This is a genomic window from Streptomyces brevispora (assembly GCF_007829885.1).
Lineage (GTDB): Bacteria > Actinomycetota > Actinomycetes > Streptomycetales > Streptomycetaceae > Streptomyces > Streptomyces brevispora.
Genome location: NZ_VIWW01000001.1, coordinates 846,006 through 858,606 on the forward strand (window position 1 = coordinate 846,006; position 12,601 = coordinate 858,606).

Here is a 12,601-nt window from a genome sequence, read left to right on the forward strand (position 1 = left end):
CTGACGCAAGGAGTCAACGTGTACGCAGGCACCGCAACTGCCTCCGTCGCTGCCGCCGCCCTCCTGGGCGCCGGCACGTTCCTGATGTCGAACACCGGCGCACCGGTCACGGACGCAACCGCGGCCGGGCACACCGTGACAGTGGCCCGTTCCGTCACCGCCGGGCACACGGCACCGAGCACCGGCGGGGGCATCCGGACGGCGGGCGCCCCCGCCCCGGCCCGGACCCGCGACCCACTCGTCATCTCCCACCGGGGCGCGTCGGCCTACGCCCCCGAGAACACCCTCGCGGCCGTGGACAGAGCCGACGCACTCGGTTTCGACTGGGTGGAGAACGACGTCCAGCTCACCAAGGACGGTGTGCTCGTCGTCATCCACGACACCGACCTGAAGCGGACCACCGACGCCGAGGCGGTCTTCCCGGGCCGCGCACCGTGGGCGGTCAAGGACTTCACGGCCGCCGAGATCGCCCGGCTGGACGCGGGCAGCTGGTTCGGGGCGCAGTACACCGGCGCCCGGGTGCCCACGCTCCGGCAGTACCTGGAACGGATCGGGCACAACCGCCAGAACCTGCTCCTGGAGATCAAGAGCCCCGAGATCTACCCGGGGATCGAGCGGGCGACCCTGCGGGTACTGCGCCAGGAGGGGTGGCTCGACAGCAGTCACGTCCGCGACCGCCTCGTGATCCAGAGCTTCGGCGCGAACAGCCTGCGCACGGTGCACAAGGAGCGTCCGGACGTCGTCACGGGCCTCCTGGGCACCCCGGCCGTCGCCGATCTGCCCTCGTACGCCGAGTTCACCGACGAGATCAACCCGTCGTACACCTCGGCCTCGGGCACGTACGTGGCGGCGGTGCACGCGCTGAAGGGGCCGCACCACAAGAGGCTCCGGGTCAACGTGTGGACGGTCAACAACAGGGCGCACGCGCTCCGGGTGGCCGGCTACGGCGTGGACGGCATCATCAGCAACGCGCCCGACGTGGTGCGCAAGGCCACCGCGATCCGGGCGGCAGTCGGGGCGCGTGAGGCAGTCGGGGCGCGTAGGGCGGTCCGCTGACCGTCCCGGGACTCCGTCGTCGCGGCCGGCCACCGACCGTTGTCAGTGGCCGGCCGTACGGTGGTTGCCATGAACAGCAACGGGGTTGTCGAGTGGGCCGTCGTGGAGAGCGACATCGGCCCGCTGCTGCTGGCCGCGACCGGTTCCGGGCTGGTGAGCGTGGTCTTCCACGCGCGTCCGGCGGTACGGGACAGGGCGCTGGCCCAGTTGCGCACCCGGCTCGGCGCGGAGCTGGTCGAATCACCCGGCTCCGCCCGGCTGGCCGAGCCGATACGCCAGTTCGCGGCGTACTTCGCGGGCACGCTGCGGGATTTCTCGCTCGATCTGGACTGGTCGCTGACGAGCGGCTTCAACCGCCAGGTGCTCCGGGAGCTGTCGGCGGGCGTGCCGTACGGTGCGGTCGCCGGGTACGGGGACCTCGCCGAGCGGGTCGGGCAGCCCGGTGCGGCCCAAGCGGTCGGGGCGGCCATGGGGTCCAATCCGCTGCCGGTGGTGGTGCCCTGTCACCGGGTGGTGGAGCGCGACGGCGGGCTCGGCGGCTTCGGCGGCGGGCTGGAGACCAAACGGCAGCTGCTGGCTCTGGAGGGCGTACTGCCCCCGCCGCTGTTCTGATCCCCGGCCGTGGTGCCGCCCCGGCCACTTCCGAAACCGGCTTCCAGGACCGGCTTCCGGGATCGGCTTCCGGGACCGGCTTCCAGGAGCGACGGGCTGACCGGTCGCCCACGTTTCGTGCCCGCGCACGAGCCGAGGCGCGCTCCTCGTACGCACGTGCGGGCTGGCACACTGCATCGGTGACCAACACCCTCGACGCATCCGACGCCCCCGGCGCATCCGACACCCCTGGCGGGCCGGGTTCCGCCGGACGGGTCACCGCGGTCGACCTGCCGAGGCTCAGGCGCAGAACGACCGCCGTCCTCATCGCCGGTCAGATACTCGGCGGCCTCGGCGTGCCCATCGGCATCGCGCTGGCCCCCGTACTGGCGACACAGGTCAGCGGCTCCGAGGCGCTGTCGGGCCTCGCGCCCACCGCGTCAGTGACCGGCACGGCCCTGCTGTCGCTGCCGCTGGCCGCGCTGATGACCTCGCGCGGCCGCCGCCCCGGCCTCGTACTGGCGTATCTGATCGGCGCGCTCGGCGCCGGCCTCGTGGTGCTGTCCACCGTGGTGGAGAACTTCCCGCTGTTGCTCCTCGGCATGGCCGCGTTCGGCGCGGGCTCCTCCGCCAATCTGCAGGCCAGGTTCGCCGCGGCGGATCTGGCCGAGCCGGAGCGGCGCGGCCGGGCGATCTCGACCGTCATCTGGGCCACCACCATCGGCTCGGTTCTGGGGCCCAACATCGCGGCCCCGGCGGGCCGGGTCTTCCGCGGCACCGCCGTGTCCGAGACGGCCGGGCCGTTCGTCTGGGCGGCCGGCATCTTCCTTCTCGCCGCGCTCGTGGTCGCGGCGCTCCTGCGACCCGATCCGCTGCTGACGGCGCGCGCGCTGGCCCCGCGGGAGAGCAGCTCGGCCGGGGACCGTTCGCTGCGTGCGGGCATCGCGGCCGTGCGCGCGTCGCCGATGGCCCGGCTGGCGCTGGTGACCGTGACCGTCTCGCACACCGCGATGGTCTCGATCATGGTGATGACCCCGGTCGACCTCGGCCACCACGGGGCGGACCTCCAACTGGTCGGCCTGGTGATCAGTGGACACATCGCGGGGATGTACGCGTTCTCGCCGGTGATGGGCTGGCTGTCGGACCGCTTCGGCCGGCTCGCCGTCATCGGCCTGGCGGTCGGGCTGCTCTCCCTGGCCGCACTGCTGGCGGGGACCGCGGGCGCCGCCCACGGCAGGACCGCGGCCGGCCTGTTCGTGCTCGGGCTCGGCTGGTCCGCGGGACTGGTCGCCGGCTCGGCGCTGCTCACCGACTCCGTACCGCAGCCCGCCCGCGCCGCCGTGCAGGGCCTGTCGGACCTGACGATGAACGCGTCGGCGGGCATCGGCGGCGCCGTCGCCGGAGTCATCGTCTCCCGGGCGAGCTACGGCTGGCTGAACCTCGCCGGCGCATGCCTGCTGCTGCCGATGGCCGCGCTGGCGCTGCGCCGGGCCCTCACCCGCCCCGCCACGGCCTGAGCCGCGCGGGGCGCCCGCGCCGGGCGGCGGGAACGGTTCCGCGAGAGGTCCGAGAGACTCGAACGACCCAAGAGGCCAGAGAAGCCGGAGAGGTTCGAGAAGCCCGGACGGCTCAGAGACTTCAGAGGCTTCAGAGGCTGATGTGGTACGCCTTGCGCAGCGTCTCGTGCACGGTCCACGTCGTACGGTCGCCCTCGCGCAGTACGCAGGCATCGCCCGGTCCGATCTCCATCGTCGCGCCGCCCTCGACCGCCACCGTCGCACGCCCGCTGACGACCACGAACAGCTCGTTGGCCTCGGTGTCCGTGACCACGCCGGGCGTGATCTGCCAGATCCCGCGCAGTTGCTTGCCGTCGGCCGATTCCCACAGCACCTTGCCGGTGACCTCGGGCTCGCCCGACACGATCTGCGCGGGATCGAGCGGTTCCGGTTCGAGCACGGCGTCCGGGATGTGCACGGCGAAGGAGGCGGGAGCTTGATCAATTGTGGTCATGAGCGGTCACTCTAGCGACCGACCCGGAGCGCTCCGCAGGGCCTTCGGTGTCCAGCGGTGCGGAGGTGGCCACCGGCTCGCCGGGGCGTACCGCAGTGCGCCCATGACGTCGGCCCCGGCCGACAGCCGCAGATCCCGCCGGCCGCAGTCCGAGCGGCGGCGGGGACAGTGCCGCGCTCACCACCGTGCGGCCATGCGCACCCCGCGCCCGGCATGGCCGACGTGGCCGCGGCCGCTGGACGTTTGAGCCCGCCCCGTCCGCGACAGGGATGTGAACATGTCACATACTGCGCCGCTCGGCGCCGCTCACCACGCGCCCGTTCTCTCCGCGGAGGTGCGGGCCGCCGTCGCCGCGCACCGGCCCGTCGTCGCACTGGAGTCGACGATCATCGCCCACGGCCTGCCCCGTCCCCGCAATCTGCGGGTCGCCGAGGAACTGGAGGGGCTCGTACGGTCCGCCGGCGCCGTGCCCGCCACCGTCGCCGTGCTGGACGGCAGGGCCAGAGTCGGCCTGGACAAGGACCAGTTGGAGCGGGTCGCCCAGGACCCGGCGATGCGCAAGCTCGGCCACCGGGACCTCGCCCCCGCACTCGCGGCGGGCGCGAGCGGGGCGACGACGGTCTCAGCGACGGCGTTCCTGGCCGCACGGGCCGGACTGCGCGTCTTCGCGACCGGCGGGCTCGGTGGGGTGCACCGGGGGTGGACCGAGACACAGGACGAGTCGGCGGATCTGCGGCTGCTGGCCGGGACCGGCATCACCGTGGTCTGCGCGGGCGTGAAGTCGATCCTGGACGTGCCTGCCACGCTCCAGCGGCTGGAGACGCTCGGGGTCGGGGTGCTCGGGTACGGCACCGACCGGTTCCCCGGCTTCTATCTGAGCAGTTCGGGCGAACCGGTCGACTGGACCGTGCGCTCTCCCGAGGAGGTCGCCGAGGTGATGGGCGCGCAGGACGCGCTCGGCGGTCCCGGGGCGGCGCTGATCGTCGCCAACCCCGTACCGGAGGATGAGCAGTTGGATCCCGCCCTGCACGACCGGGTGCTGGCCGAGGCGCTGGAATCGTGCCGGGAGCTCGGCATCGCGGGGCAGGCCGTCACGCCCTATCTCCTCGACCAGCTGATGCGGCGGACCGGCGGCGCGTCGCTGGAGGCCAACCTGGCGGCCGTCCGCGGCAATGTGGCGCTCGCCGCCCGGATCGCCACCGCCTGGGCCGCCCGGTGACCGGTGGTCTGCTCGTCGTCGGTGACGTCGTCACGGATGTGGTGGCCCGGTACGGGTCGGCGCTGCTCCACGGTACGGACACGGCGGCCAGCATCCGGACCCGGCCGGGCGGCGCGGGCGCCAACGTGGCCTGCTGGGCGGCGCGTTCGGGCTGCCGGGAGGTGCGGCTGCTGGCCCGGGTCGGTGCCGACTCCGCGGCCTGGCACGGGACCTGCTGCGGCGCTCGGGTGTGCGCGGACTGCTGGCCGTGGACGACAGGGCCCCGACCGGCACGGTCGTCGCCCTGGTCGACTCCGCCGCCGAACGCACCTTCCTCACCGACAGCGGCGCGGTCCTGCGGCTCTCGCCCGACGACTGGTCGCCGTCGATGCTCGACGGAATCGACCGGCTCCACCTCTCCGGCTACCTCCTCTTCGCCGCGACGAGCCGTGCGACGGCCCTGCTCGCGCTGCGGGAGGCCGAGCGGCGGAACATCCCGGTGAGCGTCGACCCGGCTTCGGTGGGGTTCCTGGCCGAGCTGGGCGTCGACCGGTTCCTGGCCCTGGTCGAGGGCGTGGATCTGCTGCTGCCCAATGCGGACGAGGCCCGTCTGCTGACCGGCCTCCCCGAACCCGCGGACGCCGCGGCCAAGTTGAGCCTGCTGGTCGGCCAGGTCGTCGTCACCCTGGGCCGGGACGGCGTCCTGCTGGCCACGGGGGGCGCGGTGACCGGCCGCGTTCCGGCCGAACCGGTGCGGGACCCGGTGGACTCCACGGGGGCGGGCGACGCGTTCACCGGCGGCTTCCTCGCGGCGCGACTGGCGGGCGGCGACGCCGCGACGGCCGCCGCGGCGGGGTGCCGTTCGGGGGCGCAAGCCGTCATGGCCGTGGGCGGGCGGCCGCCCCTGACCGAGGGCGGACGGTGAGCGCGGCCCACGGGAGCCGAGAACCCCCGCCGCCCCTACCCGTCCCGCCGCAGCCCCGTCCAGGCGGGATGGCGCGGGTCGTCGGCCCGGACGACCGCGTCCGCGCTCCCGGCGGGCGCCACCTCGTCCTCGTACCGCGTGAAGGCGGGCAGCGTCCACTGCTCGTCCTCCTCCGTGCGCCGCCGCAGCGCCCCCGGCGACAGCCGCAGATGAACACTCAGGTCGAACGGGAACCAGTGCCCCAGCAGCAACGGCCCGTGCACCACCAGCACCCCGCCCTCCGGCAGGAGCCGGTAGGGGCTCCGCGTGGCCCGGTCCGTCGCCGGATCCCAGAGATCGGGCAGCACCCGCCCGCTGCCGCCCGGCTCCAGCGGCCCGAACACCTCGCGCCACAGCGCTCCGGTGTCGAACCAGCTGCCGTAGTACGAGTCGGGGTCCCGTTTGCCGTACTCGTACCGCAGGCTGGCCGGCCGCAGGAATCCCGCGGTGGACACCGGGAGCACGGCCCGGCCGCGCAGCCGCAGCGACTGTGCGACCGACTCGGCGAGCGCGCCGGTGCGGGCGGCCGGGGCACCGTCGACGGCGACCTTGAGCCAGGGCCCGCCGTCGGACGGTTTCAGCGCGTCGATGTGTGCGGCGAGCGCGTCCGCCAGCCGTTCCCAGGTGATCGCTTCGAATCGCACGTGTCCATCATCGCCCCGTCGCGGTGAGGGTGTCCGCAGAACGCGTTCTGACGCGCTATCACGACGACGTGACGTTCAGCTCCCCCATGATCGCGCGGTTCACCTGCAACCCCTCCGGCACCGTGCGCGGCAAGAACGAGCTGCGCGCGTACCGCACGCGCGGGCTCGAACTCATCCACGACCTCGAGTTCGAGGTGATGGACGTCCGGGTGAGCGTCGACACGCTGGTGATCGACTACCGCAACCAGATCGGCGGGCGGGTGTCCGAGCTGCTGACCTTCCGGGACGGACTGGTGATCGGCGGCCTCGGCGCGTACGGGGAGACACTCGCCCACTGACGGCCGGCACCCGGCGGCACGGTGGCCGGCCGGGACGGCATGGGCGGGCCTCAGCCCCGCTTCACTTCTTCTTGCCGCAGTCCACGGCGTCGGCGTCGTCGGAGAGTTCGCTGCCCTCGGGCAACAGATAGGTCACCCAGAGGACGACGGGCTCGGTCCCCAGATTGCGCCCGATGTGGCGGTGCTTCGCCCCGGACGGCTCGATGAAGGACGTCCCGGCGGGCGTCACCTCGACCGAGCAGTCGTCCAGCGTGCGCGTCAGCGTCCCCTGCTTGACGACCGCGATCAGCTGACCGCGATGGGTGTGCCAGCCGGTGGAGCCGCCCGGCTCGACGGTGATCGTACGGAAGGTGACATCGGTACGGCCCTTCGGCGTCTTCACCTTCAGCTTGCCCGGCGATGTGCCCTCCGCGACGACGGTGCCGCTCACACCACTGCCGGGGGTGGCGATGGCCGCCGACGGTACGAAGCCGAGCGCTGCCACGCCGCCCCCGATGACAAACGCCTTGCCCAGCCGCCCCCGCAACCCGCGCGCCCCCTGCGACATCTGTCGGCGCCCCGGCTCTTGCCGCCCCTGTTGTCCGCCAAGCCTCATGGGCAACTCCTCTGCATCGGTGTCCCGGACATCCCAAATACCCCGACGCTACCCAGAAGTTGACCGGGCGAACCATCCCGTCCCCGTCGTCATTCGCCACGCAACTCCGCGACCAGCAGCCCCTCGCCGGACACCTCGATCCGCCCGTCCTTCACCGCCTCGGCGAACGTCGTCTCACCGCGTCCCAGCGCGAGGCAGAGCTCGGCGTCGAGCACGATGCGCGCATCGGCGTGAGCGGCGGGACCGTCACCGTAGACCGCGCCCCCGGCCGCCCGCGTCCCCGTACGGACATGGAACACGCCCTCGTCGAGGTGTACGTCGAGCACTCCGTCACCGACCGGCGCCCCGGGTCGGTTCAGCGCGCGCAGCAGCGGGAGCGCGAACCAGTGCGCCCGGACCGCGTCCGTGGGCCGCCGCTCCGCGAGGGCGGGCGCCCCCCATTCGGCGAGTGCGGCGAGGACGGGGAGCAGCCCGTGACCGCGCTCGGTGAGTTCGTAGACCGAGGCGGCGGCGGGCGGCGGCAGTTTGCGGCGGGTGGCCAGTCCGCCCTGCTCCATGTCCTTCAGCCGGGAGGCGAGGACATCGGTACTGACGCCGGGCAGGTCGGCATGCAGATCGGTGTACCGGCGGGGACCGGCCAGCAGTTCACGGACGATCAGCAGGGTCCACCGGTCTCCGACGGCGTCCAGCGCACGGGCGCCGGCACAGAACTGATCGTAACTCCGGCGGCGGGCCGGGCGGGTTGCGGGCTGTTGCTGACGTGGCATGAGACGCAGTCTAGACATGTTGTTGGACTTTCCAAGCTCAAGCTTGGTAAAACCAAGTATCGCAATCGGGTCGGGGAGGCAGCACCGCATGGAATTCCGCCAGTCCAGCAAGCTCAACGAGGTCTGTTACGAGATCCGGGGCCCGGTCATCGAGCACGCCAACGCCCTTGAGGAGGCGGGCCACAGCGTGCTCCGCCTCAACACGGGCAACCCGGCGCTGTTCGGTTTCGAGGCGCCCGAGGAGATCGTCCAGGACATGATCCGGATGCTCCCGCAGGCGCACGGCTACACCGACTCACGTGGCATCCTGTCCGCCCGCCGGGCCGTGGCGCAGCGCTACCAGGCGATGGGGCTCACCGAGGTCGGCGTGGACGACATCTTCCTCGGCAACGGTGTGTCCGAGCTGATCTCCATGGCGGTGCAGGGGCTGCTGGAGGACGGTGACGAGGTGCTGATCCCGTCGCCGGACTACCCGCTGTGGACCGCGGTGACGACACTGGCCGGCGGGAAGGCCGTGCACTACATGTGCGACGAGGCCTCGGACTGGAACCCCGACCTGGCCGACATGGCGTCGAAGATCACCGACCGGACCAGGGCCGTCGTGATCATCAACCCGAACAATCCGACCGGTGCCGTCTACCCGCGCGAGGTCCTCGAGTCCATCCTCGATCTGGCTCGCAGGCACGGTCTGATGGTGTTCGCCGACGAGATCTACGACCAGATCCTCTACGACGACGCCGAGCACCACAGCGTGGCGGTGCTCGCCCCCGACCTGGTCTGTCTCACCTTCAGTGGTCTCTCCAAGACGTACCGCGTGGCCGGCTTCCGTTCGGGCTGGATGGTGGTGTCCGGTCCGAAGCAGCACGCGCGCAGCTATCTGGAGGGGCTGACCATGCTCGCCTCCATGCGGCTGTGTCCCAATGCCCCCGCGCAGTACGCGATCCAGGCCGCGCTCGGCGGCCGGCAGTCGATCCGGGAACTGGTGGTGCCCGGGGGCAGGCTGTACGAGCAGCGCAACCGCGCCTGGGAGAAGCTGAACGAGATCCCCGGGGTGTCGTGCGTGAAGCCCAGGGGCGCGCTGTACGCCTTCCCGCGCATCGACCCGAAGGTGCATCCCCTCGTCGACGACGAGAAGTTCGTCCTGGACCTGCTGTTGCGCGAGAAGATCCAGGTCGTTCAGGGAACCGGTTTCAACTGGCCGCGGCCCGACCACTTCCGGATCCTGACCCTCCCGTACGCTGACGATCTCGACGCGGCGATCAGCCGGATCGGCCGCTTCCTGACCGGGTACCGGCAGTGACCGGATACCGGGTATGAACCAATACCGGGGGATGAACGGATGCCGGGGATGAACGGATGCCGATCGTGAACGGCCCCAGCCGACCCGCCTGCCCCACCTGCCCGGTCCCGGTACACACCCAGTTCGCATCGTTCGAGCTCGTCGGGCCGATCGTCGAGAACGGGCTCGACCCGGCCACCGACCCCGCGTGGGCGGACTCGGGCGCGAAGTCACCCGCGGAGTACGCGCGCTGGGCGGGCCATCTGTGCGGGATGACCTGTCTGCGCATGGCGCTCGGCGCCGACGCCCCGTCCCTCTTCGCGCTGCGCGACGGAGCACTCGGGTACGGCGCGTACACCGAGGACACCGACGGCTCGATCCGGGGCCTGGTCTACGCCCCGTTCGTCGCGTACGTACGCGAGAGGCACGGCCTCGACGCGACCGTCCACCGGCACCTCGCACCGCAGGAGATCCCGGCCCTGCTGGACGAGGGCCGCTCGGTCATGGCGTCCGTGCACTACGCGATCCGTCACCCGCGACGGCCCGCACCGGGAAGGGGCGGGCACCTGGTGCTCCTGACGTCCCGTACGGCCGACGGCACGGGCGTCCACTTCCACAACCCGTCCGGAACGACGGCTGCGACCAGGTCGGCGGAGCTTCCCCTGGCCGAGTTCGAGCGTTTCTTCGCCGGGCGCGGGGTGTCGATGCGCGTGCGGGGATGACACACCTGCCGCCCCGAAACGGGAGCGGGCCCGGGGGCGTAGCCGGCCCCCGAGCCCTGTGATTGCCACCTGTACGGCACGCCGACACTTTTAAGGTCCCGTGTCAGTTTTATGTCGTCGCGTCCTGCCTTTAGACGACCGCAGACCGAAGCTCCGCGGGCCGGAGTCGAACCGGCATCTCGACGCACACGGGCACGGGCCCGGTCGATTCGGCGATAGGTGGCGCATGCTGAGTCTGGAGCAAGAGTCTGAGATTGATCGCGGCCTGCCTCTGCCAGTTGGGCCACCCCGGCCCGCATCCGTACGAAGAAGTACGGAAGTGCCGGGGGGAGGACTCGAACCTCCACCGGAACCGCGTCGTCACGACAAACTTCAGTTTCAGCTTTGCGCTCCTCGCGCACCCCGACGGCTTCGACCGCCGCCGGGGATTCCATGGTCGGTCACCCGAAGAGGTAACCGAAGACCGCATCACCCACCCGCTGGTCCGTGACGTCCACGCCGTTGGCCTCCTCGCGGGCGAACTTGACGGCCTGCTGGAGCTTCTCGACCCGGTCGGCGAGTTCATTGATCCGTCGCGCGGGCAGCGCCCCGGAGAACTTCACGGTCGTCCAGTAACCGATCGGAAGGTCCTCGTAGTACACCTCGACCTGCGCCGGGTGCTTCTCGGTTGCCTCCGCCTTCACATGGTTGCGGGGCACCTTCTTGGTACGCAGGGTCCGCACCGGCTCGGTCTTCCAGGAGTCGGTGGACGGGTCCTGTGCCCAGGCCTCCGAGGCGTCGAGCACCGGCAGCTTCCGGATGAAGGCGGTGATGTCGGTGAGCTGCTTCTCCAGGAAGAGCAGATACGAGACCGGTACGCCGGGCACCAGGACCCGGCCGTCGACCGAGATGTCGGCGCGGGCCGCACAGTTCGCCCAGTCCTTGGTGGCGGTCACGTCGAAGAGCCGGGTGAGGGTCGCCGCCGTGTCGCGCAGCACGTCCTCGGCCTTGATCTGCACCGGTGTCGACTCGGGCGGCAACTGCTCGCCCTCCTCGTCCTTCGGCTGATAGGTCCGGGAGATCCCGGCCAGCAGGCCGGCCTTCTGGAGGCCGTGATGCGCCGCCGTCAGGTCCTGGTGAGCCTTGGACTTGACGCCCTTCTCCACTGCGATGATCTGATTGAGTTTCGCCACGTCGAGGAAGCTAGCAACATCAACACAGCGCGCACCAGCGGTTTTTGCCGCGCCGGATGCACTGGACGCGCCGGGGCGCGCCGGACGCGCTACCTGATGCACCTGTGCGCGGTGGCCCGTTCGGGTGGATCGCCGGCGACGCCCGTGCTCTGCCCCCTTACGGCGAGGGCCAGTTGCCACTGTGAGGCCCGCGCGTCCGCGCCCCCTCCCCCGGAACGAAGGGTCTCCCCCATGCCTTTCCCCACGCCTCGCCGCTCCCGCCTCTCCCGCCTCCACGGCGCGAGGAACCCGGCCGCCCCCAGCGGTACCGGCTCCCCGGAGGTCCGTCAGCGCCCGCGACGGAGTGCCGCGCTCGCCGCCGCGGGCGCCGGGCTTGCCGTCCTGGCCGTGGGCGCGCCCGTCGCGTACGCAACGCTGGGCGCCGGTTCCTCGCCCCAACCGGGTCCGGCGACGTCGACCGCCTCACGGGGCGAGGCCTACATCGAGAGCCGGCTGTTCTTCGGGACCGAACGGCCGGACGGCGGAGCCAATGTGACCGACCGACAGTTTCTCGCCTTCGTCGACAAGGAAGTCACACCGCGCTTCCCGAACGGTCTGACCATCCAGGACGGCCGAGGGCAGTGGCGGGACTCCAACGGGGTGATCGAGCGGGAGCGGAGTTACGAACTGACCCTGCTCTACCCGGCGTCCGAGGCGCGGGTGCGCGATCCGCAGATCGAGCGGATCCGCGACGCCTACGAGAAGGCGTACGCGCAGGATTCGGTGGCGCGGCTGGAGGAGCGTACGACAGCCGACTTCTGAGCCCGAGGCCGACGCGGTGGCAGCCGGAGGGCGAGCGCCCGCACAAGCCCGCCCCGCACCGGCCCTGAACGATTGGGTACTGTGCCGCAGCCTGGTGCCGGAGCACCGGACGTCGATCAGCAGGGGGCACACCGCGTGGGCGCCGCGATACGTCATTTCACTTCCACGACCGAGCAGGGGCAGGTCTTCACGGTCAACGTCGAGCGGGACTTCCGGTACGACCCGTACCGCGACTTCCTGGTCTGCGCACACTGCGGATGGCGTCCGTCGCTCCTGACCACGTGAGCGGATCATCGACATGGCCGGGGAGCACCTGGCCTCCGCGCACGGGGCCGACCGCGGGCCGGAGCAGCGGGAGAACGAGTCGTTCCGCAAGGGCCGGCCGATCGTGCCGCCGATCGTCGCCGTCGTGCTGATCGGTCTGCTGTTCCTCCTGAAGAGCTGAGCGCTCTTCCTGAAGGGCT

General features: G+C 71.7%; 15 protein-coding genes, 1 tRNA gene and 1 pseudogene. 11 read left to right on the top strand and 6 right to left on the bottom strand.

The window, feature by feature from the left end:
- Window positions 1–18: 18 nt before the first annotated feature.
- The 3 genes from FHX80_RS03975 to FHX80_RS03985 all read left to right on the top strand — a co-directional run bounded on the left by FHX80_RS03975 (window position 19) and on the right by FHX80_RS03985 (window position 3,164).
- Window positions 19–1,056 (top strand): glycerophosphodiester phosphodiesterase, encoded by a 1,038-nt coding sequence (locus tag FHX80_RS03975; RefSeq protein ID WP_244318125.1) that lies wholly within the window; start codon window positions 19–21, stop codon window positions 1,054–1,056.
- Between the two features lie 69 nt (window positions 1,057–1,125).
- Window positions 1,126–1,668, top strand: coding sequence for a methylated-DNA--[protein]-cysteine S-methyltransferase (locus tag FHX80_RS03980; RefSeq protein ID WP_145762844.1), 543 nt, complete (start codon window positions 1,126–1,128; stop codon window positions 1,666–1,668).
- A 179-nt stretch (window positions 1,669–1,847) separates the two neighbouring features.
- Window positions 1,848–3,164: an MFS transporter gene (locus FHX80_RS03985; RefSeq protein ID WP_145762845.1), complete on the top strand. Its 1,317-nt coding sequence runs from the start codon at window positions 1,848–1,850 to the stop codon at window positions 3,162–3,164.
- 130 nt (window positions 3,165–3,294) lie between these two features.
- On the opposite strand, the gene FHX80_RS03990 is transcribed toward FHX80_RS03985, so the two are convergent.
- Window positions 3,295–3,657, bottom strand: coding sequence for a cupin domain-containing protein (locus FHX80_RS03990; RefSeq protein ID WP_145762846.1), 363 nt, complete (start codon window positions 3,655–3,657; stop codon window positions 3,295–3,297).
- 277 nt (window positions 3,658–3,934) lie between these two features.
- Here FHX80_RS03990 and FHX80_RS03995 point away from each other — a divergent pair, with 277 nt between their 5' ends.
- Window positions 3,935–4,876 carry a pseudouridine-5'-phosphate glycosidase gene (locus FHX80_RS03995; protein WP_145762847.1) on the top strand — a complete coding sequence of 314 codons (942 nt, stop codon included), beginning with the start codon at window positions 3,935–3,937 and terminating at the stop codon, window positions 4,874–4,876.
- A pseudogene (locus FHX80_RS04000) lies at window positions 4,873–5,780 on the top strand (carbohydrate kinase family protein). The gene FHX80_RS03995 and the pseudogene FHX80_RS04000 overlap by 4 nt, the downstream one beginning before the upstream one ends.
- 35 nt (window positions 5,781–5,815) lie before the next feature.
- Here the strand turns inward: FHX80_RS04000 and FHX80_RS04005 are convergent.
- Complete coding sequence (locus FHX80_RS04005; RefSeq protein ID WP_145762848.1) at window positions 5,816–6,463, bottom strand: nucleoside/nucleotide kinase family protein; 648 nt, start codon at window positions 6,461–6,463, stop codon at window positions 5,816–5,818.
- A gap of 68 nt (window positions 6,464–6,531) precedes the next feature.
- Between FHX80_RS04005 and FHX80_RS04010 the strand changes: the two genes are divergently transcribed.
- Window positions 6,532–6,801, top strand: a complete 270-nt coding sequence (locus tag FHX80_RS04010; RefSeq protein WP_244318126.1) for a nuclear transport factor 2 family protein — start codon at window positions 6,532–6,534, stop codon at window positions 6,799–6,801.
- A 61-nt stretch (window positions 6,802–6,862) separates the two neighbouring features.
- On the opposite strand, the gene FHX80_RS04015 is transcribed toward FHX80_RS04010, so the two are convergent.
- Both FHX80_RS04015 and FHX80_RS04020 read right to left on the bottom strand, forming a co-directional pair.
- On the bottom strand, window positions 6,863–7,348 hold the full coding sequence (locus FHX80_RS04015; protein ID WP_145767058.1) for a cupin domain-containing protein: 486 nt from the start codon (window positions 7,346–7,348) through the stop codon (window positions 6,863–6,865).
- A 137-nt stretch (window positions 7,349–7,485) separates the two neighbouring features.
- Window positions 7,486–8,163: a winged helix-turn-helix transcriptional regulator gene (locus FHX80_RS04020; RefSeq protein WP_145762849.1), complete on the bottom strand. Its 678-nt coding sequence runs from the start codon at window positions 8,161–8,163 to the stop codon at window positions 7,486–7,488.
- Window positions 8,164–8,251: 88 nt separating this feature from the next.
- Here FHX80_RS04020 and FHX80_RS04025 point away from each other — a divergent pair, with 88 nt between their 5' ends.
- Window positions 8,252–9,463, top strand: a complete 1,212-nt coding sequence (locus FHX80_RS04025) for a pyridoxal phosphate-dependent aminotransferase (RefSeq protein WP_145762850.1) — start codon at window positions 8,252–8,254, stop codon at window positions 9,461–9,463.
- Between the two features lie 56 nt (window positions 9,464–9,519).
- A complete protein-coding gene (locus FHX80_RS04030; RefSeq protein WP_145762851.1) occupies window positions 9,520–10,164 on the top strand; it encodes a cysteine peptidase family C39 domain-containing protein in 645 nt (214 codons plus the stop codon).
- Between the two features lie 320 nt (window positions 10,165–10,484).
- Here the strand turns inward: FHX80_RS04030 and FHX80_RS34590 are convergent.
- Together FHX80_RS34590 and FHX80_RS04040 are read right to left on the bottom strand one after the other, a co-directional pair.
- Window positions 10,485–10,571, bottom strand: a tRNA-OTHER gene (locus tag FHX80_RS34590).
- A gap of 33 nt (window positions 10,572–10,604) precedes the next feature.
- Complete coding sequence (locus tag FHX80_RS04040; RefSeq protein WP_145762853.1) at window positions 10,605–11,336, bottom strand: DUF7873 family protein; 732 nt, start codon at window positions 11,334–11,336, stop codon at window positions 10,605–10,607.
- A 231-nt stretch (window positions 11,337–11,567) separates the two neighbouring features.
- On the opposite strand from FHX80_RS04040, the gene FHX80_RS04045 reads away from it, so the two are divergent.
- The 3 genes from FHX80_RS04045 to FHX80_RS35445 all read left to right on the top strand — a co-directional run bounded on the left by FHX80_RS04045 (window position 11,568) and on the right by FHX80_RS35445 (window position 12,582).
- Window positions 11,568–12,137 carry a DUF3574 domain-containing protein gene (locus tag FHX80_RS04045; protein ID WP_145762854.1) on the top strand — a complete coding sequence of 190 codons (570 nt, stop codon included), beginning with the start codon at window positions 11,568–11,570 and terminating at the stop codon, window positions 12,135–12,137.
- A gap of 135 nt (window positions 12,138–12,272) precedes the next feature.
- A complete protein-coding gene (locus FHX80_RS35440; RefSeq protein ID WP_244318127.1) occupies window positions 12,273–12,422 on the top strand; it encodes a hypothetical protein in 150 nt (49 codons plus the stop codon).
- 13 nt (window positions 12,423–12,435) lie between these two features.
- Window positions 12,436–12,582 (top strand): hypothetical protein, encoded by a 147-nt coding sequence (locus FHX80_RS35445; protein WP_244318128.1) that lies wholly within the window; start codon window positions 12,436–12,438, stop codon window positions 12,580–12,582.
- The last annotated feature ends 19 nt before the right edge of the window (window positions 12,583–12,601 follow it).

What these genes read in the sequence shown, in the direction of transcription:
- FHX80_RS03980 (WP_145762844.1), top strand. Translation starts at nt 1,126, where the DNA reads ATGAACAGCAACGGGGTTGTCGAGTGGGCCGTCGTGGAGAGCGACATC.
- FHX80_RS03990 (WP_145762846.1), bottom strand. Translation starts at nt 3,657, where the DNA reads ATGACCACAATTGATCAAGCTCCCGCCTCCTTCGCCGTGCACATCCCG.
- FHX80_RS03995 (WP_145762847.1), top strand. Translation starts at nt 3,935, where the DNA reads ATGTCACATACTGCGCCGCTCGGCGCCGCTCACCACGCGCCCGTTCTC.
- FHX80_RS04015 (WP_145767058.1), bottom strand. Translation starts at nt 7,348, where the DNA reads ATGTCGCAGGGGGCGCGCGGGTTGCGGGGGCGGCTGGGCAAGGCGTTT.
- FHX80_RS04020 (WP_145762849.1), bottom strand. Translation starts at nt 8,163, where the DNA reads ATGCCACGTCAGCAACAGCCCGCAACCCGCCCGGCCCGCCGCCGGAGT.
- FHX80_RS04025 (WP_145762850.1), top strand. Translation starts at nt 8,252, where the DNA reads ATGGAATTCCGCCAGTCCAGCAAGCTCAACGAGGTCTGTTACGAGATC.
- FHX80_RS04030 (WP_145762851.1), top strand. Translation starts at nt 9,520, where the DNA reads ATGCCGATCGTGAACGGCCCCAGCCGACCCGCCTGCCCCACCTGCCCG.
- FHX80_RS04045 (WP_145762854.1), top strand. Translation starts at nt 11,568, where the DNA reads ATGCCTTTCCCCACGCCTCGCCGCTCCCGCCTCTCCCGCCTCCACGGC.
- FHX80_RS35445 (WP_244318128.1), top strand. Translation starts at nt 12,436, where the DNA reads ATGGCCGGGGAGCACCTGGCCTCCGCGCACGGGGCCGACCGCGGGCCG.